The organism is Arthrobacter sp. ISL-5, assembly GCF_018613835.1.
GTDB lineage: Bacteria > Actinomycetota > Actinomycetes > Actinomycetales > Micrococcaceae > Arthrobacter.
Genome location: NZ_JAGGPM010000046.1, coordinates 154,835 through 176,940, shown reverse-complemented (window position 1 = coordinate 176,940; position 22,106 = coordinate 154,835). Strand labels below are relative to the sequence as shown.

Below are 22,106 nucleotides of genomic sequence, written 5' to 3'. Positions count from 1 at the left end.
CACGGCGTTCCGGGCACGGTTGGCGACGGAGCGCGGATCCAGCCGGTAGGCGGCGGCCCGGGCTGCGGCAATGATTGTCCGGTCGCCGGCGCCGGCGAGCGCCCCGGTGTCCGCGGCGAGCTGTTCATCGACGGCGGACCGGTCAGCCGCGGACAGGCAGGCTGTTTCCTTTACCAGCAGCGTGGCGCGCCATTCGTTCAGTTCCCCGGCGTTCAGGGCGGCCAGGGTGCGGGGCATTTCCGTCACGAGGGCCTTCGCCAGGCCCAGCAGCCGGGACCCGCGGGCCGGGGATTCGCGCCGGGCCAGCGCGATCTGCGCGATCTGCGCCCCCACGCCCTTGCCGCGTTCATCCGCCGGGACCCCGGCCGCGGCCTGGGCGCGGCGCTGGTCGGCGTCGAACCCCACGGCGATCCGGGCCTGCAGCGCGGCCGCGGCGGACTTCAGATCCTCCAGGTCCCGCAACTGATCAATCATCCCGGCACCGCCGCCGTCACCATTACAGGGGCGAATGGCGGCCAGGGACCCGATCAGGTCCCGCACCGTCATGCCGGCTCCCGCCGCCGCTTCTCGAGCCTGTCCCGGCTCCCCCATGCCTTCCATACCTGAAGTCTGCCAGCGACCACTGACAAAAACGTCCCAGGGAGCTGGGAACCCTGAATCCTGGGGAAATATCGGGAGGCTGACCGAGCCAGTTCCTCCCCAACAGAAGGCCGGCGCACTCGGCCGAGCCAGTGGTCCGCCCGCGCACCGATGCGGAACTGGCACGGGGGCGGCGCTTCTGCGAGTCCAGGACCTGGCGTCGGGCCGGTCAGTCCGCGAAAGCCGCCCGGAAGGCGGCGAGCGCTGCATCTCCGGCAGGCTGGCCCTGCCCGCCTGAAGCGGCCGCCTCCAGGCCGATGACACCGGAGTAACCGGCATCTTTGAGGGCCGTTGCAACAGCGCGGTAGTTGATCTCGCCGGTCCCCGGTTCGAACCGACCGGGGACATCAGCGACCTGGATCTCCCCGGTCCAGGGCAGCGCGGCCCTCACGAGTTCGATCAGGTTTCCCTCCCCTATCTGGGCGTGGTACAGATCCAGCATCATCTTCACGTTCGGGTGGTCCACGGCCGACACCAGGGCCATGGTGTCCTTGGCCCGGGCCAGTGGTATGCCCGGATGGTCAACGATCGTGTTCAGGTTCTCCAGGGCAAACGTCACCCCGTGCTTCTCCCCCAGGACGGCCAGCCGTTCCAGGGTACGCAGGCCGGTCAGCCACATCTGGCCGGTGGAACGGTGAACCGGCCTGACGGCGACGCCGCCCTCGCCGAGTTCGGCCGGGTGCACCACCATCCGTTCCACACCAAGTTCCAGCGCCGTGGGAATGAGCTTCTCCGCCGAGGCCAGCACTTCGTCGGCGCCGGCCGGATCGATGAGGCTGCCTCCGAAGTAGCCGCTCATGGAAGAGAAGCGGGCCCCGGTGGCGGCCAGGTATGTGATGTCCCGGCCCCGGGTATCCCAGAGCTCCACCTCGAAACCCTGCCCGTGAATCTGCCGCACGCGTTCGATCAGGGGCAGCTCTCCGTAGACCATTTCCGCACAGACGGCCAGGCGGAAGCTCATGCGCCGTCCCCCACCGGGTGGAACTCGGGCTCGGCGGCCCGCAGTTCGGCGACCGAGGCAACATCGACCGGCAGCCCGGTTTCAGCTGAACGCAGGGCCGCAAGGGCAACGGCCAGGGCATTGCGGGCGTCGGTCCCGCCCGGGCCCGGTGTGGCCGGGCCTGGCACGCCGGCGCGACGTGCTTTCACGGCGTCGACGAAGTGGGCCAACTCCGCTGTGTAGGCGTCATGGAAGAGATCCACATTCAGCCGCACTGTGTCGGCCCCGATGCCGGCCGCGGTGTAGCTCGTCGCACTGGTGGCCTGCGGTCCGCCCGCCGTGACCATGCCGGCGGAACCGAACACTTCGCCGCGCACGTCATAGCCGTAGAGGGCGTTGAAGTTCGCCTCCGCCACCGCGATGGCGCCGTTGCTGTAGGTCACGGTCACAACTGCCGTGTCCAGGAGGCCGCCGTCCTTGGCATCCGGGGCAACGAGGGCGTCAGCGATCGCGTGGACGCGGACCGGAACGGCACCGGGGTTCAGCCAGTTGAGGGTGTCAAAGTCGTGGATCAGCGTTTCCAGGAAGATCGTGCCCGGCGGAATACGGTCCGGATTAGCGATTCCTGCCACAGTGCCGGGATCCCGCGTCAGGGACCGGAGCAGCTGCGGGACTCCCACGCTGCCGCCGTCGATGAGCCTGCGCGCCGCGGCGAAATCCGCGGCGTAGCGGCGGTTGAACCCGAACTGAACGGTGATCCCGGCCGACTCGGCTGCCTCCAGGGCTTCATCGAGCTCCTCAATGGTGCGTCCGCCGGGCTTTTCGCAGAACACATCCTTCCCGGCCCGCGCTGCGGCCGCAATCAGGCCGGAGTGGAACCGTGCCGGGGCGGCGATGAGGACGGCGTCGATCTCCGGATCGCTGATCACGTCGGCCGGGTCGGCACTGATCTTCCCGACCCGCAGCCTGCTGGCGAGGGCTTCGACGGCGGGAAGGGCGGGATCCGCAATCGCGTCGAGGCGGGCGTTGGGAATGCGGTGCGCAACGGACTCAGCGTGGAAACTTCCGATCCAGCCTGCGCCGATCAGGGCGACGCGGACGGGCCGGTCTTCGCTGACCGGGTGCTGAAGGTAACTCATGAATACTCCTGGGTTCGGGTTTCTAGATCGTTCTAGTCCCACCATGTTGACATGTGATTCACGGCATGTCTAGATCGTTCTATAGACTGGAGCGGACGAGGAGGAACATGACGGAACAGCAGCGCCGCCCCACCCTGATGGACGTGGCCCATGCGGCCGGCGTCTCACGGGCCCTGGTTTCCATCGTGATGCGCGGCGCGCCCGGTGCCGCGGAATCCACCCGGCAGAAGGTCCTCGGGGCGGCGCGGGAGCTCGGCTACAGGCCCGACAGCCGCGCCCGCCTGCTCCGCAGCAGCCGCACCAGGCTTCTTGGCCTGAGTTTCTTCAGCGCGCACGCCTTTCACGCCGAGATTGTGGATGCCGCCTACGCAGCGGCCACATCGCGGGGGTACGAACTGGCGTTGAGTGCGGTCGCCAGCGGCCGCCCGGAGACACGGGCCATCGAATCGCTGCTCGATTTCGGTTCCGCAGCGCTCATCATGATTTCGCCGACGCTCAGTCACGAGGAACTGGCAGGGTATGCGGGCCAAGTGCCAGTCGTAAGCCTCCTGCGCAACGACGTCGGCGCAGCGGTGGACTCGGTCAGCAGCGACGACCACGCCGGCATCCGCATGGCGGTGGACCACCTTACCGGTCTTGGTCACCGCAGGATCGTTCATGTCGATGGCGGCACGGCCGTTTCCGCCGACCCGCGCAGGGCGGCGTTCCGCGCCGAAATGGATCGACACGGGCTCGCGGCCAGGATCATCCCCGGCGGACCCACCGAAGAAGACGGGATGAGCGCCGCCCGGTCCCTGCGCGCGGACCTCCCTTCAGCCGTCATCGCGTTCAATGACAGGTGCGCCCTGGGCGTGATCGAAAGCCTCCGGGCGGGCGGGCTGAAAGTGCCTGACGATGTGTCCGTGCTGGGCTATGACGACAGCCAGTTCGCCCGGCTCAGCTATCTGCAGTTGTCGTCCGTCAGCCAGGACGCGCCGTTGCTCGCTGCCGCAGCCGTTGACCGTGCCGTTGACCGGATAGAAGGCACGCAAACCCCCGCCCACGTCGTCAGGACACCGCACCTGGTGGTCCGCAAAACCACGGCAGCTCCCCGACCCAGTTAGCGACCGGCGAGGACACCGTCCCTCAACTCCACCAGCCGGTGGGCGTGCGCCCGGGCGAAGGCGAGGTCATGCGTCACAAGGACGACGGCGGCGCCGCGGCCGGCCGCCGCTGTCATGGTGGCCGACAGCCGCTTCAGGCCGTGGGCATCCAGCGCGACCGTTGGCTCGTCCAGCGCAAGCACCTCCGGTTCCCGCGCCAGGACCGTCGCCAGTGCCAGCAGCCGCTGGCCCGAGCCGGACAGCTCGTGCGGGTGGGCACTGCCGGCCGCGCCCAGTCCCACCGCCGCCAGCGCATCAGCCGCCCGGCCGGGCGCTTCGTCACCGAACACGCGATCCAGGCCGAACAGCACTTCGCGAAGCACGGTCCGTTCGAACAGTTGGTCGTGGGGGTGCTGGAACAGCAGCCCGAGCCGCCGGGCGATGATGCCCGTGGGAACCCCGGCAATGGCCTCGCCGCCTATGCGGACCTCGCCGCGCAACGGTTTGAGCAGCCCGTTGAACAGCCGCAGCAGCGTCGATTTGCCCGCACCATTCGGACCGGTCACGGCCACGATCTCCCCGGGCCACACGTCAAGGTCCACGTTCTCGAGCAGGAGTGGACGGCCGGGGTTTTTCGTGTCGAACCCGAAGGACACCCCTTCCAGTTTCAGCGCCGGCACATCTCCGGGTGCCGGGCATGGCCGGGGCTGCGCCTGAACTGGGTGCGGTCCGGATGGCTCGCTGACAACAACCCCGGAACTGGCCAGCTCTTCGCCGGCAAGGAGCCGGTCCGGCGGTCCGGCCGCCGTCGCGGCCCCGCCATCCAGCACGAGCCAGTGTTCCGCCGAACGCGCCAATGCGTCCGTGCTCTGGCTCAGCAGCACGACGGCGGTCCCCCGGGCCAGCTCGGCGGTCACCAGCTCCGTGACGGTCCGGGTTCCGTCCACGTCGAGGGACGCCAGCGGCTCATCGAGGACCAGGACGGCAGGATCCGCCACAATGGCACAGCCCACAGCCAGTCGCCGCAGTTCTCCCCCGGACAGCGTTGCGGGGTCGCGTTCGAGGAGACCGGCGAGCCCGGTCCTGCGGGCTGCCTCGGCAACGATCCGCACCATCTCTGCGCGCTCCGTCCCGCGGTTTTCCAGTCCGAAGGCAAGTTCCTCTTCCACGGTGGCGCGGACCGCCGAGAGCATGGCGGCAGGGTCCTGCGGCACGTACCCCACCTGCTCGGCCCAGGCGGCGGGGTCGATCTGCGGGTCAGTGTCCGCTCCGGCGAAGACCAGCGGCTGCCAGGCCTCCTGCTGTCCGCCGGGTTCCAGCTGCAGGCGTCCCTTCAGGGTCCCGTCGCGGCCGCCGGCCAGCCAGCCCCCGAGCAGCCGCCCAAGGGTGGATTTTCCGCTGCCGGAACCGCCCAGCACCGCCGTCAGCGTGCCCGGGGCGGCCACGATGTCCACTCCCTGCAGCGCCGGACGGGAGTCTCCGTGGAACGCGAAGGATTCTATGGCCGCCCGGAGTGTGACCGCGTCTGGTTTGTGACTGTTCATGCCTGGCCGCCCCCGGGCAGGGAAGCGGCAATCCGCACCGCCACGGCAGCCACGGCGAGCAGGACCGCAAGAATCCGGAAGCCCCGCTGGGCCCGCGAATCACGGACTTGCGTGTACGTGGTCCTGGGGCCGGTGCGCCTGAACCCCCTCGCGTCCAGGGCCTGCGCCCGGATGCCGGCATCGTGGACCAGCCCCAGCACCAGCGGCACCATCTGCAGCCGCGCCGCCCCCAGGCGGTTTCCGATTCCCTTCCCCACCACCAGGCCCCGCGATTCCTGCGCCTGGCGGACCTTTTCCAGCCGCGCGGCGATGATGGGGGCGAGCATCAGCGTGGACGCCAGCACGTAACCGAACTGCGGCGGAAGGCGAAGGACGGCCAGGGCGGCGACCAGTTCAGGCACCCGGACGCTGAACGAAAACAGCAGCAGGACCAGGACGAACGCAGACGTCCGCAGCCCCATGTCCACAGCGAATCCCAGTCCCTCCGCGGTGATCCGTGCCGGCCCCCAGCTGGCGAGCACGGTGCGGCCCTCGGGGAAGAAGAGTCCGTGCATCAAGAGGAGCGACAGCCAGAACGGCGCCAGGATGACGCCGGCGGCGAGGAGCACGCGGCGCGCGGTGCCGGTGACGCCGGCCAGCAGCGCGGCTCCGCCCGCCACGGTGAGGGAAACCGCCCAGCTGGACGCCGCCGTCGTAATCACCAGCACGGCAGCGGCCGCCGTCAGGGTGGTGAGCGGGTTGAGGCGGGGCGCCACGGTCAGGCGTTCCGCTTGGCCGGCTCCTTGCCTGCGAGGACGTTGTAGCGGCGGACGAACGGGAACTGGAACGTGGTGCGCCGGGGAAGTGCGTAGACCAGCAACGCCGCGATGGTGAAGACGATGGCCTTGTCCATGGGGTCAGAAATCAGGGCCTGCTTGGTGATGGCGGCCAGCAGGGTGTCGCCCATGGCGCGGAAGGCACTGACGATCGCCCCGGTTCCGGCGCCGGAGGTTCCGCCGAACACGAAGGCAGCGATGGGCGCCGAGACGACGCCGGCGACTATCCCGGTGACAAATCCGGCAACGGGGGCGAGGTAGAAACGCCGGAACAGGCCGTAGCGGGCGGCGGTGCCGGCGAGGAAGCCGATGAGCGCCGCGCCTGCTGCGAACGGCAGGACGGTGGGGTTGATGAAGGACCAGACGATGCTGCTCAACGCGCCGGTGGCAGCGCCCGCCGCGGGGCCCGCCAGGACGGCGATCAGCACCGTGCCGATGGCATCGAGGTAGAACGGCAGGCCGCTGGTGCCCATGAGCTGCCCGAGCACGATGTTCAGGACCAGGGCGACCGGTATCAGCACCACCGTGGACGTGGGAAGGGTGGGAAGCACGCCCACAATCAGCAGGACCGCGCCCAGCAGGAACCCGCCCAGCGCGACGAGGGCGGAGACGCTGCCGAGGCCGCCGGTGATGTCGGCCGGCTGGGTGAGCACCAGGTAGATGAACGTGCCCGCGATCGCGGCGGCGCCCAGGATCTCGAGCAGCCGGCGGTTCCGGCCCGCCCGCTGACCGGGGGTGGGGAGGGTAAGGGACGGCTGTGACATGGTGGTTCCTTAGGCTGATGACGGCGGGTCCCGCACCCGTGGCGTGAAGTTCCGCGTACGCAAAAGTGCGGCGCCTATGTCACCTTGGCGCGGCTACCATCCTACCGACCGCCGGGCACGCCTGCCACGGCCTGCTGCGCAGAGTCCTAGCTGCTCCTCAGTGTCCTAGCTGCTCCTCAGTGGCAGGGAGCGCGCCAGCGCGCCTACGGACGCGATCAGCTCGTCGAAGCACTGCCCTGGATCGTTGGAGACGACGATCCGTGCGTTGGCCGGCTCCTTCCAGATGCCGCGGAAGTCCGCGACCGTGGTGCCGATGAGCCGGGGCGACCCGGTTTCCACATGAACGGTCGCGGGCCGCGTCTGGAACGGCGTGCGGCCGACTGCGACGGCGGCAGCGAAGGCGTCATGCATGTGCGCGACAAATCCCTGGTCATACAGCCGGTGGAACTCCATGTAGAAGCGGATGGCGTCCGACAGGCAGGCCACGAGCAGATTCCGCGACCGGCTGCGCTGCCCTTCCGGCTGCTCCGGCAGCACGAGCTCCGGTTCACCTGCGCCGGCCGCTTCGGCCAGCCGCTGCAGGTGCTCCGGCCGCATCTCGATCCGCTCGGTGGTTTCCAGGGCGCACACCACCGGCAGGCTGTCCTGCGGAAGGCCGCTGTAGGCGGCGAAGACCTCCTGCGCCGCGTGCGGGTCCACCGAGACGTTCCATTCCGCCGTGGGCGTGGTGTTGCCCTGGTAGTTGAAGCATCCGCCCATGATGACCAGGCCCTTCAGCAGCCTGGGGAGGTCAGGCTCGCGGCGCAGTGCGAGTGCGAAGTTGGTCAGCGGGCCGGTGATCAGCCCGGTGATCTCCCCCGGGTGCGCCCGGACCGTCTCCACCCACACGTCCACGGCATGCCGGGGAGATATCTCACCTGCGGGCCTGGGCAGCTCCGCGTAGCCGATCCCCTGGGGGCCGTGGGTCTCCTCGGTGGTCACCAGGGGGATTTCCAGCGGCACCTCGGCGCCGACTGCCACTTCCACGCCGGCGCGGCCGCAGAGTTCCAAAAGGGCCAGGTTGTTCAGGGCCACCTGCCGGGCACCCACGTTGCCGGCCGTGCACGTAATGGCCTGGATCGTGACCTCCGGCCTGGAGAGCAGGTAGACCAGGGCGAGGGCGTCGTCAATCCCGGTGTCGACGTCCATCAGGACGGACTGCATCAGAACAGGGCCACCTTGGGCGTCTGCGGGAAGATGGCGTCCAGCTCGTCCAATTCGGCCTTGTCCGGCACCCAGGCGACGGCCTCGGCGTTCTCGCGGACCTGCTCGGGCCGCGTGGCGCCGGCGATGACGCTGCTGACCGACGGCTGGGCGGCCAGCCAGGAGAATGCGACCTGCACTTCGGTGAGGTCTCTGGCAGCCGCGAAGGCATGGAACTGTTCCAGCTGCTGCCAGTCGGCCTCCCGGACCAGATAGGTACGGGTGTGGCTGAGCCGCGAGCCGGAAGGGGCCAGGTCCGGCGCATACTTACCGGTCAGGAGTCCGTTGGCCAGCGGGAAGTAGGGCAGTACGCCGATTCCGTAGGCCTCGGCCGCGGGGGTGACCTCCAGTTCGGCGCGGCGGTCCAGCAGGTTGTAGTGGTTTTGCGAGGAGATGAAGCGCGAGCCGCCCCTGGCGCGCGCCACGAATTCGGCCTCGGCGATCTGCCAGCCGGCCCGGTTCGAGTGGCCGATGTACCGCACCTTGCCGCTCGTGACCAGCTCGTCGAGGGCGTCGAGGGTCTCTTCGATGGGGGTCAGGGGGTCCGGGGTGTGGAACTGGTAGAGGTCGATCCAGTCCGTGCCGAGCCGGCGCAGGGAAGCCTCCGCGGCGCGGATGATGTAGCACCGAGAGCCGCGGGCACCAAAGTCCCTGCCGTTGGCACCATGCATGTCCATGCCGAACTTGGTGGCCACGACGGCTTCCTCGCGCCTGCCGCCCAGCGCCTTGCCGAGCATGGTCTCGCTCAGTCCCGGCTCGCGGCCGTAGGTATCGGCGACGTCGAACAGCGTCACGCCGGCTTCAAGGGCGGCGTGAACGACGGCGTCTGTCCCCTCCTGCGACTCCGTCGCCGTATTGGCCCGGCCCAGGTTGTTGCAGCCGAGCCCGACGACGGAGACAGTCAATCCGGATTTTCCAAGACGGCGGTATTCAGTCATGGAAACACCCTATAACGGCGCCGGCGGCCGCCCTGGCAGCCCTGTTAGCCGGTGCAACTCAGGCGGATTGGAATTCCAGTCCGTGCTCGTCCAAGGCGTCCTGAAGCTGCGCCAAGGTCTTCGCGCACATGCCAGGGAGCGCCGCCAGCTGGCGCAGCCCCAGCTGCGCCACCTGTTCCAGCGTCTCCACGCCGGAATGGGCGAGAAGCCGGCGGGCTGGCGAGGCTATGCCCCGCGGAAGCGGTGTTCGGCCTGGTTGGACTGACTTCGGTGTCATGACGTCCTGCCTTCCATCTGCTGGGAACTGCTCTTAGAGGCTGAAGCTGGCGGCCTGCTTGGGTGAGTGCTTGAGTTTCAACGCAGTCGGGTCGCTGAACGGAGCCGCGCCGATGCTGAGCTTGGTGAAGTCCAGGTCCTCGCCCCGGATGCAAACCTTGATGGCGTTCACGGCCTTGTTCACGTCCGGGCACAGGCAGAAAATGTTGAGCTTGGAGTCGCTGAATTCCGAGCGGTCCACAACGCCCAGGCCGCGCCATGCCAAGTGGCTGATAAGTGCGTCCTTGGCCTTTTCCTCAAGGTACCGGTCACGGCTGGTGCCTTCCTTGGTCTTCAGCGCGTACTGCGCCACTAGCCAGAACTGCTCTTCCTCCGGAATCTCGGCGTAGCCGTCTTCGGCGCACTGCACCGCGAATGCGTCCATCAGCCTCTCGGCGGCCTCGGCATCCGGAACGTCCGTCTCCTCGGTCTTGCTCTGGTGCCCCACGGCCCCGTGGTTCATGATGAACTGGCTGTAGTCCTCGTCGAACCAGGCTTCCCTGAACTGGAGAGCCCCTTCTTCATCACGCTTGTAGACCCGGATAATTCCGCTCATGCCCGTCCTTTCCTAAACCATTCATGGTCTGTGCCGTCGAATGGTGGCTGTTGTGCCTTTACGGCCTGGTAGAGCTCATCGGATGCCGACCGGATCCGGTCAACAAGCTGTTCGGGATAAGCCATCTCAATCCTGTGTCCTGCGAATTCGTCCTCGTCATCGACGAATACGCCGCGATCCGCCGAGCGGATCACATCGAGGTCCATGTCAATCACGTGGAATTCCGCCACGCCGGGCTTGAGGGTCTTCCATTCATGGGCTGTTGCCAGGTCGCTCTGCTTCAGTCCGTGCGGAATCCTCACAGAATCGGCAGGCTGCCCGTGCTGGGATGTTCCTGCCCCGGCAGGGGGCGTGCGAAAGGCACCTTCGTCCCGAGAACCTGCGCCACGACGTCGTGCGTGATCTTCCGGGCAGTGAGGCCCACGCGTTCCAGGACCTGCCCGCGGGTGCCGTGGTCCAGGAAATCGACAGGGAGGCCAACCTCGTTCAGGGCGGTGTCCACGCCGGCGGCGCGCATCTCCTGGCGGATCCGCGAGCCGACCCCGCCGGCCCGCACGCCGTCTTCGATGCAGACCACGAGGCGGTGGTGGGACGCGAGGGCCACAATGGACCGGCGTACGGGAAGAACCCACCTGGGATCCACCACGGTGGAACTGATCCCCTGTGCGCCGAGCCGGTTGGAAACATCCAAAGCGAGCTCGGACATGGCGCCCACGCTCACGATCAGGACATCGTTCTCGGTGGATCCGGCGGGGCGGCGGGCGAGGACATCGACGCCGTCGTTCAGCCTTTCAAGGGCCTCGACTTCGGCGCCGACGCTGCCCTTGGAGAACCTGACCACGCTGGGAGCGTCCTCAATCGCGACGGCTTCCCGGAGCTCCTCGCGGAGGCGGGAGGCATCGCGGGGTGCGGCGAGGTGGAGACCGGGAACGATCTGGACCATGGCCATGTCCCACATGCCGTGGTGGCTGGCGCCGTCGGGTCCGGTGACGCCGGCCCGGTCCAGGACGATCGTCACGCCGGCCTTGTGCAGGGCCACATCCATGAGCAGCTGGTCGAACGCGCGGTTGAGGAACGTGGCGTAGATAGCCACCACCGGGTGCAGTCCGCCGAAGGCCATGCCGGCCGCGGACGTGAGGGCATGCTGTTCGGCGATTCCGACGTCGATAACGCGCTCAGGGTGGCGCGCGGCGAACTTGTGCAGCCCGACCGGGATCAGCATGGCGCCGGTGATGCCGACAATGTCCGGACGTTCGTCCGCGATGTCCGCAATTTCATTGGCAAAGACCGAGGTCCAGGACTGGGCGCCGGTGCCTTCGGTGGGCTCGCCGGTCTCCGGGTCGATGATGCCGACGGCGTGGAACTGGTCGGCCTCGTGGGCGCGGGCCGGGGCGTAGCCGTGGCCCTTTTCCGTGATGGCATGGACGATCACCGGCCCGGCATACTGCTTGGCCTGCGCGAGGGCGTGCTCCATGGCGTGCAGGTTATGGCCGTCCACGGGCCCGATGTACTTCATGCCCAGGTCCTCGAACATGCCTTGGGGTGCCCACCAGTCCTTGATGCCCTTTTTCATGGCATGCAGGCTGCGGTACGTCAGCTGGCCCAGCGGGCCGCCGTTCTGGAGCTTGTGCTTCCACCAGTCCAGGGTGCCCTCGTAGGCCGGAGCGGTGCGGAAGGAATCGATGGTGGGGCGCAGCGAGGCAAGGTAGTCGGCGAACCCGCCCACCGTGGGCGCATACGAGCGGCCGTTGTCGTTAACGACGATGACCACGCGGCGCTTCTTGTCCGCCGCGATGTTGTTGATGGCCTCCCAGGCCATGCCGCCGGTCAGGGCGCCGTCGCCCACCACCGCAATGACGTACCGGTCGCCGTCGCCGGTCAGCTGCCGGGCCCGTGAAATACCGTCCGCCCAGGACAGCGAGGAGGACGCATGCGAACTCTCCACGATGTCGTGTTCAGACTCGCCGCGCGCCGGATAGCCGGACATGCCGCCCTGCTGGCGCAGGGTGCCGAAGTCCTGCCGGCCGGTCAGGAGCTTGTGGACGTAAGACTGGTGCCCGGTGTCAAACACGATGCTGTCCCGGGGCGAGTCAAAGATGCGGTGCACGGCCATGGTGAGTTCCACGACGCCGAGATTGGGTCCGAGGTGTCCACCGGTCTGCGAGACGTTGCTGATCAGGAATTTCCGGATGTCGGTAGCCAACTGTTCGAGCTGCGCTGCGGACAACTTGCTCAGGTTCTGCGGGTTCCGGATGGTCTCCAAGATTCCCAACGGCCCCTCCTTCGGTGGTAGACGTGCCTTTTAACTCTAACGCCTCTGCCGTGGCCGCCGCGCCGGAACGCGAAGGCCCCGGCCGGTCTGTGACCGGCCGAGGCCTTCGCATGCGTTACCGGTACAGGCCGGCGACTCCGCCTAGTTCGCGGAGATCTGGCGCAGAACGTACTGCAGGATGCCGCCGTTGCGGTAGTAGTCGGCTTCGCCCGGGGTGTCGATGCGGAGCACGGCATCGAACGACTTGGCGGTGCCGTCCTCGGCGGTGGCCGTGACCTTGAGGGTCTTCGGCGTGGTGCCTTCATTCAGGGCGGTGACGCCCTCAACAGCGAAGGTTTCCGTGCCCGTCAGCCCCAGCGTGGCAGCGGACTCGCCGGCCGGGAACTGCAGCGGAAGGACACCCATGCCGATCAGGTTCGAGCGGTGGATGCGCTCATAGCTTTCGGCGATGACAGCCTTGACGCCCAGCAGCGCGGTGCCCTTGGCTGCCCAGTCGCGGGACGAACCGGAACCGTATTCCTTGCCTGCCAGGACCACCAGGGGGGTGCCGGCTGCCTGGTAGTTCTGGGCGGCGTCGTAGACATAAGCCTGCGGGCCGTCCGCCTGGGTGAAGTCGCGGGTGAAGCCGCCCTCCACGCCGTCCAGCAGCTGGTTCTTGATGCGGATGTTGGCGAACGTGCCGCGGATCATGACCTCGTGGTTGCCACGGCGTGAGCCGTAGGAGTTGAAGTCCTTGCGCTCCACGCCGTTGGCCAGCAGGTACTGGCCGGCCGGGGTGTCCGACTTGAAGGAACCAGCCGGGGAGATGTGGTCCGTGGTGACGGAATCGCCGAGCTTGAGCAGCACGCGGGCACCGGAGATGTCCTTCACGGGCTCAGGCGTGGCCTTCATGCCCTCGAAGTACGGGGGCTTCCGGACATACGTGGACTTCTCGTCCCAGGCGAAAGTGTCGCCAGCCGGGGTGTCGAGGGCCTTCCAGCGGTCGTCGCCGTCGAAGACGCCCTCGTAGCCGCGGGCGAACATTTCTTTGTCGATGGAGGAATCGATGACCTGCTGAACTTCGACCGGGTTCGGCCAGATGTCCTTCAGGTAGACCTCGTTGCCGGCTTCGTCCTGTCCAAGGGAGTCGGTGTCGAAATCGAAGTCCATGGTTCCGGCCAGGGCGTAGGCGATGACCAGCGGCGGGGAAGCCAGGTAGTTCATCTTCACGTCCGGGTTGATGCGGCCTTCGAAGTTACGGTTGCCGGACAGCACTGCGGTGACGGAAAGGTCGTTGGCCTGGATGGCCTCGGAGATTTCGGCGTCGAGCGGGCCGGAGTTGCCGATGCAGGTGGCGCAGCCGTAGCCCACGATGTAGAAGCCGAGCTTCTCCAGGTACGGGGTGAGGCCGGACTTCTCGTAGTAGTCGGTGACCACTTTGGAGCCGGGAGCCACGGAGGTCTTTACCCACGGCTTGGACGTCAGGCCCTTGTCCACGGCGTTGCGCGCCAGCAGTGCTGCGGCGAGCATCACGGAAGGGTTGGACGTGTTGGTGCAGGACGTGATCGAGGCGATGGACACCGCTCCGTGGTCCAGCTCGAACTCGCGGCCGTCCTCGGTGACAACGTGCACCGGGATGGACGGACGTCCCTCGGCGCCGTTGGCGGCAGACTCAACGCGGGCCGTTTCCGTGGTGTGGGAATCAGCGTGGGTGAACGAGGGCGGATCGGAGGCCGGGAAGGACTCTTCCAGGGACTCGTCCACGCTGCCGTCTTCGATGGTCACGTAGTTGTGGATGTCCTTGCGGAACTGCTCCTTGGCATCCGTGAGCTCGATGCGGTCCTGGGGACGCTTCGGGCCGGAGATGGAGGGAACAACCGTGGACAGGTCCAGTTCGAGGTACTCGGAGAACTTGATCTCGCGGGAAGGATCGTGCCAGAGGCCCTGTTCCTTCGCATAGGACTCAACCAGGGCGACGTTCTCGTCGGAACGGCCGGTGAGGCGGAGGTACTCGAGTGTGACGTCGTCGATCGGGAACATTGCGGCCGTGGAGCCGAACTCCGGGCTCATGTTGCCGATGGTGGCGCGGTTGGCCAGCGGCACTGCCGCCACGCCTTCGCCGTAGAACTCCACGAACTTGCCCACAACGCCGTGCTTGCGCAGCTGCTCGGTGATGGTGAGGACGACGTCGGTGGCGGTGGCGCCGGCCGGGATGGAACCGGTCAGCTTGAAACCCACGACGCGCGGGATCAGCATGGAAACGGGCTGACCCAGCATTGCGGCCTCGGCTTCAATGCCGCCAACGCCCCAGCCCAGCACACCCAGGCCGTTGACCATGGTGGTGTGTGAGTCGGTGCCGACGCAGGTGTCGGGGTAGGCACGGACGACGCCGTCCACTTCGCGGGTCATGACGGTGCGGGCCAGGTATTCGATGTTGACCTGGTGCACGATGCCGGTTCCCGGCGGGACGACCTTGAAGTCGTCAAACGCGGTCTGGCCCCAGCGCAGGAACTGGTAGCGCTCACCATTGCGCTGGTATTCGATCTCCATATTGCGCTCCAGTGCGCCGGAGTTACCGAAGGCATCGATCTGCACCGAGTGGTCAATCACCATCTCGGCCGGAGCCAGCGGGTTCACCCTCTTCGGATCGCCGCCAAGCTCCTTGACCGCCTCGCGCATCGTGGCAAGGTCCACCACGCAGGGCACGCCGGTGAAGTCCTGCATGATCACGCGGGCGGGCGTGAACTGGATTTCAGTGTCGGGCTGGGCATTCGGATCCCACCCTGCCAAGGCGCGGACGTGATCGGCAGTGATGTTCGCGCCGTCCTCGGTCCTCAACAGGTTTTCAAGCAATACCTTGAGGCTGAACGGAAGGTTTTCTGAACCTTCAACGGAGTTCAACCGGAAAATTTCGTATTCGGTTCCGGCTACATTAAGTTTGCCTTTTGAACCGAAGCTGTCCACAGTGCTCATCGCAGGACTCCTCTCGCAACAGTTTCATCTTTGTCGCGCGGTAGACCGCTTGCTAGTTAGGGGATCCTAATTAGTGCAGGCCCTGACAAATTGCATGGGTCAACCGTAAAAGGGAGCGCGACGCGGGACTACTAGGCCCATCCTAGTCACATCAACCGCGGGGAGTCAGCAGTGCCACCGTCTCCAGATGGTGCGTGTGCGGGTACAGGTCGAACGCCCTAAGCCCCGAGAGGGACCAGCCGCCCTGCTGGAAGTAACCGATGTCACGGGCAAACGATGCAGGGTCGCAGGACACGTAGGCGATGGCACGGGGGTTTGCGGCCATCAGCTGGTTGACCACCGCCTTGCCTGCACCGGCACGCGGCGGATCCAGCAGGAGGGCGTCGAAGCTGCGGGGCTGCTGGCGCAACACGCGCTCCACGCGGCCCTGCACGATTTCGACCTGCGGTGCTCCGTGCAGGTTTTTCCGCGCGTCCCGGCTCGTTCCGGGGGCGCCTTCCACCGACAGCACGGAACCGGTTTCACCGACGGCGTCCGCCAGCGGTGCCGTGAAAAGCCCGGCCCCGGCGTAGAGATCGGCGACGGCCGCGCCCGGCTCCAGGAACCCGCCGTCGTGCAGGAAGCCGGTCACGGCGCCCACCAGGGTTTCCGGAGCGTCGCGGTGGATCTGCCAGAAGCCGGCACCCGTGACCCTGTAGTCGTGGCCGGCGGCGGACTCCTGCACCCAGGTGCGGCCGCGTAACTGCAGGGTCTCGTCCTTGAGGGGATCGTAGCTTGCCACGGATACATCCGCGGGGAGCTGGGCGAGGATGGTGCTGAGCCGCTTGGCTCGGGTCCCGGGCGCGGGCGCGAGGAGCACCAGCGGCCGCGACCCGTTGGCCGGCGCCGCAACCTCCACGCGCTCGATGCCCTGCAGGTCAATCTCCCACAGGCGCAGGGCGTTCACCCCGTCAACCGCGAGTGGCATCTCCCGCACCGGGATGACCTGGTCCGAACGGTGGGCGTGCATGCCCAGCTTGCCGCCGGCGGTCACCGCAAAGCTTGCCCGCGTGCGCCACGCGAGGCCGTCACCGCCGTCGTTGATTTCCGCGTCTGCGGCGCTGGCTGCGCCCACCGCTTCCACTTCGGTGGAAAGTTCGACGCCGGCCAGCCGCTTGAGCTGTTCGGCCAGCACTTCGCCCTTGAGGCTGCGCTGACGGGACAAGGACACGTGGCCCAGTTCGGCACCGCCGACCGGCGGATGCCCGTGCTCCCAGGAACTGAGGGAATCGGCCACCCGCCAGAAGTGCGGGACACGGTCCGGCGACGGTTCCACGACGTCCACAACATCGGCGCGCCAGAACTTGGCCGACTCCCCCGCGTCGGTGAGCCGGATCCGGGCGCGCTCCCCGGGTATGCCGTGACGGACGAAGACCACGCGGCCTTCGTGGCGGGCCACACAGTGCCCGCCGTGGGCCACGGGGCCGATATCGACGGTCAGTTCGGCGCCTATGGAGTTGGTCTGGGTGTCCGGCACGGTCATTGGATGTCCTGCAGTTTCTTTGCTTCTTCGGATGATTTGAGCTGCCACGGAACACTGGCCACCATGACGCCTGGTTCAAAGTGGAGCCGGGTCTTGATGCGCAGCGCCGTTTGGTTGTGGACCAGCTGTTCCCACCACTTGCCCACCACGTATTCCGGGATGTACACCACGATGAGGTCGCGCGGAGAGTCCCGGCGCATGCTTTTGATGTAGTCCATGATCGGGGTGATGGTCTCGCGGTAGGGGCTGGCCAGCACTGTCAGGGGGACGGGGATCTCAAGCTTGTCCCAGTCGGCCAGCGTGTGCGCTGTTTCCTCGGCGTTGATGTCCACGGTGATCGCGTCCAGCCGGGAGGGGCGTGAGGCGCGCGCGTAGGCGAGGGCCCGGAGGACGGGCTTCCGGACGTGGGAGACGAGCAGCACGGCGTGGACGCGTGTGGGCAGGGCGCGGGGCGAGGAGTCCTCGTCGACGGCCAGTTCCTTGGCCACGTTGTCGTAATGGGCGCGGATGCTCCACATGATGAGGAACAGCACGAACATCGCCAGCAGGGCGATCCAGGCGCCCTGCTCGAACTTGGTGATGAGCACGATCACAAGCACGAGCGAGGTCATGCCGAAGCCGATCATGTTGATGGTGCGGGACTTGAACATCCGGCGGCGCACCGCCTTGTCCTTGGCCAGCTTCAGCTCCCGGCCCCAGTGCCGGATCATGCCCAGCTGGCTGACCGTGAACGAAATGAACACGCCCACAATGTAGAGCTGGATGAGCTTTGTGACGTCCGCGTTGAAGGCGATGATCAGCACGAGGGCCCCGGCGGCCAGCGCCAGGACGCCATTGCTGAACGCCAGCCGGTCACCGCGGGTGCGCAGCTGGCGCGGCAGGTAACCGTCCTGGGCCAGGATCGAGCCGAGGACCGGGAAGCCGTTGAACGCAGTGTTGGAGGCGAACACCAGGATCACCCCGGTCGCGGCGACCACGATGAAGAAGAAGATGGAACCCGAGCCGAAGATGGTCTGGGCGATCTGGCTGATGGCCGGACTCTGGATGTAGCCCTCGGGCAGCGGCCGGCCGTTCAGGAGGAACTCTGTGGCCGGGTCCAGCACAATGTGCACCTTCGTCGCGTTGGCCAGGTAGATGATGCCGGCCAGCATGGACGAGGCGATCACGCCGAGCAGCAGCAGCGTGGTGGCTGCATTCTTGCTCTTGGGTTTTTGGAAATTCGGCACACCGTTGCTGATGGCCTCAATGCCGGTCAACGCGGCGGCGCCGGAGGAGAACGCCCGGAGCAGCAGGAAGGCACCGGCCAGTCCCACCAGGCCCTCGTCGAAGCCTTCCGCCGGCACGATCTCAAACGCCGCCGACGGCGCCTCGCCCAGCTGGCCGGTGATCGCCTGGAAGACTCCCACAGCCGTCATGCCCAGGATGGAGGCCATGAAGATGTACGTCGGGACGGCGAAGACGCTGCCGGCCTCCTTGATGCCGCGAAGGTTCACCAGGGCCAGGATGATCACGCCGATGGTGGCGATCATGGCCTGCTGGCCGTGGAGCGACGGAACCGCGGTGGTGAGGTAGGTCGCGGCCGACGACATCGACACGGCCACCGTCAGCACGTAGTCCACGAGCAGCGCGGATGCAACGGTCAGCCCGGCGTACTTCCCCAGGTTCACGTTCGCGATCTCATAGTCGCCGCCACCTGAAGGGTAGGCGTGGACGTTCTGCCGGTAGGAGGCCACGACTGTCAGGAGGACCACCATGACGGCCAGGCCCACAAGCGGGGAGATCGCCACGGCGCTGACGCCTGCCAGGGCCAGCGTGAGCAGGATCTCGTCCGGAGCATAGGCCACGGACGACAAGGCGTCCGAGGCGAAGATGGGAAGCGCGATCCGCTTCGGCAGGAGCGTGTGGGCCAGCCGGTCGTTCCGGAACGGCCGCCCTACCAGCACCCGCTTCACGGCATTCAGAATTGTCAGCACCACACAAAGTTAGTCTGATTCGGACGCGATGTCATGGCAGGATTCCGGCGGTAGAGTCGTACGGAGCAGTCGGCGAGAAGTATGAGGAGACAGTGTGGCGCACTTCGTGATCATGGGATGTGGACGCGTAGGGGCAACCCTGGCGCACACGCTTGAGGATGCAGGCCATTCAGTGGCCATCATCGACCAGGATGACCGCGCCTTCCGCCGGCTTCGTTCCGGCTTCACCGGCCGGAAAGTGACCGGCGTCGGCTTTGACCGTGACACCCTCAAGCAGGCTGGAGTCGCCGACGCGTACGCCTTCGCCGCGGTTTCCAGCGGCGACAATTCCAACATCCTGGCCACGCGCGTGGCCCGCGAGACGTTCCATGTACCCCATGTCGTTGCCAGAATCTACGATCCCGGCCGTGCAGAGATCTACCAGCGCCTGGGCATCCCCACAGTGGCAGCCGTGCGCTGGAGCGCCGACCAGGTCCTTCGGCGCATCCTGCCGGAACAGCACCTCGCCGGCGACTTCCGGGAGCCGTCCGGCCGCCTGGTACTGGCCGAACTCGAACTGGATCCCGCGTGGATCGGCCACACCGTGTCCTCGATCGAAAAGGTCGCCGACATCCGGATCGCGTACCTGACCCGGTTCGGCGAAGGCGTCCTTCCTTTGCCCGGCACCTCGTACCAGGAAGGCGACACCGTCCACGCCATGCTTCGTGTGGACCGCAGCGCCGAAGTGGCCCATGTTCTGGCCAAAGCACCCGCCAAGGAGTCCTAAGTGAAAGTCGTCATCGTCGGAGCCGGAAGCGTCGGCTCCTCGATCGCCCGTGAGCTGCTTGCCCACAAGCACGAGATTCTGCTCATCGATCTCAAACCGGAAGTCATTGGCCGGAGCGGGCTGCGCGGTGCGCACTGGCTGGTCGGTGACGCCTGCGAGCTCAGCACCCTGCAGGACGCGAAGCTCGACGACGCGGATGTAGTGGTATCGGCCACGGGTGACGACAAGGTCAATCTCGTCGTCTCACTGCTTGCCAAGACCGAGTTCGGGGTGGGGCGCACCGTCGGCCGGGTCAACAACCCGAAGAACGACTGGATGTTCAATGATTCCTGGGGCGTCGATGTGGCTGTCAACACGCCGCAGCTCATGACGGCCCTGGTGGAGGAAGCCGTTGAGATCGGAGACCTCGTGCGCCTGCTGACGCTGCAGACCGGGGTGTCCTCGCTCGTTGAGTTCACGGTGCCCCATGACTCGCACGCGATCGGGCTGACCGTCGGCGACATCGACTGGCCCGAGGACTCGACGCTCGTGGCCATCCTTCGGGACCAGGCCCCGATCACCCCCAGCAGGGACGACGTCATCGATGGCGGCGACGAACTGTTCTTCGTCACCACCATCGCCGCGGAGGACCAGCTGCGTGAACTCCTGTCCCCCGGATCCAGCGAAGAGTCCGGGTCCGGCGAAGGGTCGGGTTCCGCGGAAGCGTCAGCCGACGGGGCAGCCGAGGCGCCGTTGCCGGCCGCCGTTCAGCAGACCCGGCTGGATCAGTCGCCGGAAGACGACGGCTTCGACGGCTGAACCACGACCGCGGCTGCAGGCCGGGTGACCAGCCAGGCCAGCCACACGCCCAGGATGTACAGCGGAGCACCCATAATGAGCCTCGTGGTTGCCAGCGCCGCCAGGCCGTCCGGCCCCATCAGGTAGAGCGGCACCTGCACCAGCAGGCGGAGGGCAAGCACTCCGACGATGATCCACGTGCCGAGCCGGTAGGCGCGGACGCGTGCAGGGTTCTGGCGCCAGTCCAGCCCCTCGTTCCGGATAAAACCGAACAGCAACCCGGCGATGGGCCACTTGACGGCAATCGAGATGACCATGGCGACGATGTAGGCAGCGTTGGTGAGGAATCCGGGCAGGTAGAAGTCCTCCGCCTTGCCGGTGCTGTTGGCAAACCACGCGGAGATGCCGACTCCGACGACCCCGGCCAGGGCCTGGGTCAGGGGGCGGCGCTGGACGAGCCGGACCACGGTAAACACGGCAGCAGCGCCGAGGGCTGCAATGAGCGACGGCGTCAACGCAGCGGTGACGGTAAAAGTAATAAGGAAGACCAGGCCGGGCAGGATGCTCTCGGCGATGCCCTGGTACCCGCCGGCGCTTTTGAGGACGTCGATGCGCCCGTCATCGGTGCGGTGCAGGCCGGCCTTGGACGCGTAGCCTTCGGCCAGCCCGGCAAGTCCGGGAGCCTCCGGCGCCGAGTCGGGCTCCTGCCGTCCCGGTCCCCGGTCCGGGTTCTCAGGCATAGTCATTGGTTCTCCTGGTGGGACAGTATTTCGTAGCGGGGGTTGAAGATGGTGGGCAATCCGTCCCGGACCGTCAGCATGCCTTCCAGACGGAGCTGGGTTCCGGCGTCGATGCCCGGAATGCGGCGGCGGCCCAGCCAGATAACGCGAAGGCGGTTCTTTCGCCCGGACGCAGGACGGTCGTGGTCCGTGACGATGGCGGTGAACGCCGCCACTTGCGTTGCGGGCGCATAGGTCACCGATTCAATGAAGCCCTGGCATACGACGCGCCCCCGCTCCGGCAGTCCGCTGATGGGCACTGCCTCGCCCAGGGGGTGGCTGGCATCAACCAATCTGGGTGATCTCCGGACCGCGTTCGGGCTGCTGGAACTCCGGCGCACCGGGCGGCACGGACCCGGTGGCATCCTTGGGGAGCCGCAGCTGCAGAAGGTCACGGGGAGGCATGGGGTTGTCGCCGCGGATCACGACGATTTTCCGGAACAGCTCCTCCAGGCCGGCTGCCGCATCACGGTTGAGCGCGGCTTCGCCTCCGAAGACCCCACGGAGGAACCAGCGGGGACCGTCGACGCCGATGAACCGGGCAACGCGGTAACCCTGGCTGCCGTCGGCGGATGCAGCCGGCAGCTTGGCCACCAGCTCCGGACCGAAGTCGCCCGTGATTTCTTCCACCTGGCCGCCCTGGCCGCCCACGGACTGGCCGATCTGTTCGCGGATTTCCTCCCAGAGGCCTTCCGAGCGCGGCGCAGCGAACGCCTGCAGCTGCAGGCTGGAACCGTCCAGGTCCATGGTCACTGCCACGACCCGCTGCGTTGCCTCCTCCACCTCAAGCCTCAGCTGGAGACCCTCACGCGGTGCAATGAGGAGGGCACCGAGATCCACGTAGCCGTCCCGGCTGCTGATCTCGGAGACATCAAAGGGGCCGGTGGCGCGACGGCCGGTGGCGGCGTCGTCAGCTGAACCGGCCGCGATGTCCGCCTGGACGTCCTCAGGCTCCGCCGCCTCTTGCTTCTTGGCTTTCCTGCCACGCCCAAAAACCATGGGTTGTCTCCTTAGTTGTGATCTTGTCGCGCCGGCCCCGCAGGCGCCGCGTCATGTCTTGCTGACCGCCGGCGGCGTCACGGGAGGCTTCG

19 protein-coding genes and 2 pseudogenes are annotated in these 22,106 nt (G+C 67.1%); 3 read left to right on the top strand and 18 right to left on the bottom strand.

The window, feature by feature from the left end:
- The 3 genes and pseudogenes from J7I89_RS23050 to J7I89_RS23040 form a co-directional block, all read right to left on the bottom strand.
- Positions 1-600, bottom strand: a pseudogene (locus tag J7I89_RS23050) (HNH endonuclease); the annotation flags it as partial.
- A 208-nt stretch (positions 601-808) separates the two neighbouring features.
- Positions 809-1,600 (bottom strand): TIM barrel protein, encoded by a 792-nt coding sequence (locus J7I89_RS23045; protein ID WP_214975382.1) that lies wholly within the window; start codon positions 1,598-1,600, stop codon positions 809-811.
- On the bottom strand, positions 1,597-2,718 hold the full coding sequence (locus J7I89_RS23040; RefSeq protein ID WP_214975381.1) for a Gfo/Idh/MocA family oxidoreductase: 1,122 nt from the start codon (positions 2,716-2,718) through the stop codon (positions 1,597-1,599). The genes J7I89_RS23045 and J7I89_RS23040 overlap by 4 nt, the downstream gene beginning before the upstream one ends.
- Before the next feature lie 107 nt (positions 2,719-2,825).
- On the opposite strand from J7I89_RS23040, the gene J7I89_RS23035 reads away from it, so the two are divergent.
- A complete protein-coding gene (locus J7I89_RS23035; RefSeq protein ID WP_214975379.1) occupies positions 2,826-3,821 on the top strand; it encodes a LacI family DNA-binding transcriptional regulator in 996 nt (331 codons plus the stop codon).
- Here J7I89_RS23035 and J7I89_RS23030 read toward each other — a convergent pair.
- From J7I89_RS23030 to J7I89_RS22975, 12 genes and pseudogenes are all read right to left on the bottom strand, one after another.
- On the bottom strand, positions 3,818-5,344 hold the full coding sequence (locus J7I89_RS23030) for an ABC transporter ATP-binding protein (RefSeq protein ID WP_214975377.1): 1,527 nt from the start codon (positions 5,342-5,344) through the stop codon (positions 3,818-3,820). The two genes, J7I89_RS23035 and J7I89_RS23030, sit on opposite strands and share 4 nt — an antisense overlap.
- The gene (locus J7I89_RS23025) at positions 5,341-6,099 is read right to left on the bottom strand and encodes an energy-coupling factor transporter transmembrane protein EcfT (RefSeq protein ID WP_214975375.1); all 759 of its coding nucleotides are present in this window, start codon (positions 6,097-6,099) and stop codon (positions 5,341-5,343) included. Before J7I89_RS23025 ends, J7I89_RS23030 begins: the two co-directional genes overlap by 4 nt.
- Positions 6,100-6,101: 2 nt before the next feature.
- On the bottom strand, positions 6,102-6,923 hold the full coding sequence (locus J7I89_RS23020; protein ID WP_214975373.1) for an ECF transporter S component: 822 nt from the start codon (positions 6,921-6,923) through the stop codon (positions 6,102-6,104).
- A gap of 165 nt (positions 6,924-7,088) precedes the next feature.
- Positions 7,089-8,126 carry a nucleoside hydrolase gene (locus J7I89_RS23015; protein WP_214975371.1) on the bottom strand — a complete coding sequence of 346 codons (1,038 nt, stop codon included), beginning with the start codon at positions 8,124-8,126 and terminating at the stop codon, positions 7,089-7,091.
- The gene (locus J7I89_RS23010; RefSeq protein ID WP_214975369.1) at positions 8,126-9,103 is read right to left on the bottom strand and encodes an aldo/keto reductase; all 978 of its coding nucleotides are present in this window, start codon (positions 9,101-9,103) and stop codon (positions 8,126-8,128) included. The genes J7I89_RS23015 and J7I89_RS23010 overlap by 1 nt, the downstream gene beginning before the upstream one ends.
- A 58-nt stretch (positions 9,104-9,161) precedes the next feature.
- On the bottom strand, positions 9,162-9,380 hold the full coding sequence (locus J7I89_RS23005; RefSeq protein ID WP_056626014.1) for a hypothetical protein: 219 nt from the start codon (positions 9,378-9,380) through the stop codon (positions 9,162-9,164).
- 33 nt (positions 9,381-9,413) lie between these two features.
- Complete coding sequence (locus J7I89_RS23000) at positions 9,414-9,974, bottom strand: hypothetical protein (RefSeq protein WP_214975367.1); 561 nt, start codon at positions 9,972-9,974, stop codon at positions 9,414-9,416.
- Positions 9,971-10,246 (bottom strand): annotated as a pseudogene (locus J7I89_RS22995) (DUF402 domain-containing protein); the annotation flags it as partial. The pseudogene J7I89_RS22995 and the gene J7I89_RS23000, both read right to left, overlap by 4 nt.
- Before the next feature lie 26 nt (positions 10,247-10,272).
- The gene (dxs, locus tag J7I89_RS22990) at positions 10,273-12,246 is read right to left on the bottom strand and encodes a 1-deoxy-D-xylulose-5-phosphate synthase (RefSeq protein WP_214975363.1); all 1,974 of its coding nucleotides are present in this window, start codon (positions 12,244-12,246) and stop codon (positions 10,273-10,275) included.
- A gap of 141 nt (positions 12,247-12,387) precedes the next feature.
- A complete protein-coding gene (acnA, locus tag J7I89_RS22985; RefSeq protein WP_214975361.1) occupies positions 12,388-15,198 on the bottom strand; it encodes an aconitate hydratase AcnA in 2,811 nt (936 codons plus the stop codon).
- Positions 15,199-15,349: 151 nt separating this feature from the next.
- A complete protein-coding gene (locus J7I89_RS22980) occupies positions 15,350-16,720 on the bottom strand; it encodes a class I SAM-dependent RNA methyltransferase (protein WP_214975360.1) in 1,371 nt (456 codons plus the stop codon).
- Entirely contained in the window at positions 16,717-18,693 is a 1,977-nt protein-coding gene (locus J7I89_RS22975; RefSeq protein ID WP_214975358.1) for an APC family permease, read from the bottom strand. The genes J7I89_RS22980 and J7I89_RS22975 overlap by 4 nt, the downstream gene beginning before the upstream one ends.
- Before the next feature lie 94 nt (positions 18,694-18,787).
- On the opposite strand from J7I89_RS22975, the gene J7I89_RS22970 reads away from it, so the two are divergent.
- Complete coding sequence (locus J7I89_RS22970; RefSeq protein WP_214975356.1) at positions 18,788-19,459, top strand: TrkA family potassium uptake protein; 672 nt, start codon at positions 18,788-18,790, stop codon at positions 19,457-19,459.
- Positions 19,460-20,257, top strand: coding sequence for a TrkA family potassium uptake protein (locus J7I89_RS22965; RefSeq protein ID WP_214975354.1), 798 nt, complete (start codon positions 19,460-19,462; stop codon positions 20,255-20,257).
- On the opposite strand, the gene J7I89_RS22960 is transcribed toward J7I89_RS22965, so the two are convergent.
- From J7I89_RS22960 to J7I89_RS22950, 3 genes are read right to left on the bottom strand one after another with little or no spacing between them, the layout of a single operon-like run.
- Entirely contained in the window at positions 20,224-20,982 is a 759-nt protein-coding gene (locus J7I89_RS22960; RefSeq protein ID WP_214975352.1) for a DUF3159 domain-containing protein, read from the bottom strand. The genes J7I89_RS22965 and J7I89_RS22960 overlap by 34 nt on opposite strands.
- The gene (locus J7I89_RS22955; RefSeq protein ID WP_214975349.1) at positions 20,979-21,308 is read right to left on the bottom strand and encodes a hypothetical protein; all 330 of its coding nucleotides are present in this window, start codon (positions 21,306-21,308) and stop codon (positions 20,979-20,981) included. The genes J7I89_RS22960 and J7I89_RS22955 overlap by 4 nt, the downstream gene beginning before the upstream one ends.
- Positions 21,301-22,014 carry a DUF3710 domain-containing protein gene (locus J7I89_RS22950; RefSeq protein WP_214975347.1) on the bottom strand — a complete coding sequence of 238 codons (714 nt, stop codon included), beginning with the start codon at positions 22,012-22,014 and terminating at the stop codon, positions 21,301-21,303. Before J7I89_RS22950 ends, J7I89_RS22955 begins: the two co-directional genes overlap by 8 nt.
- Positions 22,015-22,106 lie beyond the last annotated feature (92 nt).

Coding starts and splice junctions, on each gene's coding strand:
- J7I89_RS23045 (WP_214975382.1), bottom strand. CDS start 1,600: ATGAGCTTCCGCCTGGCCGTCTGTGCGGAAATGGTCTACGGAGAGCTG.
- J7I89_RS23040 (WP_214975381.1), bottom strand. CDS start 2,718: ATGAGTTACCTTCAGCACCCGGTCAGCGAAGACCGGCCCGTCCGCGTC.
- J7I89_RS23035 (WP_214975379.1), top strand. CDS start 2,826: ATGACGGAACAGCAGCGCCGCCCCACCCTGATGGACGTGGCCCATGCG.
- J7I89_RS23030 (WP_214975377.1), bottom strand. CDS start 5,344: ATGAACAGTCACAAACCAGACGCGGTCACACTCCGGGCGGCCATAGAA.
- J7I89_RS23020 (WP_214975373.1), bottom strand. CDS start 6,923: ATGTCACAGCCGTCCCTTACCCTCCCCACCCCCGGTCAGCGGGCGGGC.
- J7I89_RS23015 (WP_214975371.1), bottom strand. CDS start 8,126: ATGCAGTCCGTCCTGATGGACGTCGACACCGGGATTGACGACGCCCTC.
- J7I89_RS23010 (WP_214975369.1), bottom strand. CDS start 9,103: ATGACTGAATACCGCCGTCTTGGAAAATCCGGATTGACTGTCTCCGTC.
- J7I89_RS23005 (WP_056626014.1), bottom strand. CDS start 9,380: ATGACACCGAAGTCAGTCCAACCAGGCCGAACACCGCTTCCGCGGGGC.
- J7I89_RS23000 (WP_214975367.1), bottom strand. CDS start 9,974: ATGAGCGGAATTATCCGGGTCTACAAGCGTGATGAAGAAGGGGCTCTC.
- acnA (WP_214975361.1), bottom strand. CDS start 15,198: ATGAGCACTGTGGACAGCTTCGGTTCAAAAGGCAAACTTAATGTAGCC.
- J7I89_RS22980 (WP_214975360.1), bottom strand. CDS start 16,720: ATGACCGTGCCGGACACCCAGACCAACTCCATAGGCGCCGAACTGACC.
- J7I89_RS22960 (WP_214975352.1), bottom strand. CDS start 20,982: ATGACTATGCCTGAGAACCCGGACCGGGGACCGGGACGGCAGGAGCCC.
- J7I89_RS22950 (WP_214975347.1), bottom strand. CDS start 22,014: ATGGTTTTTGGGCGTGGCAGGAAAGCCAAGAAGCAAGAGGCGGCGGAG.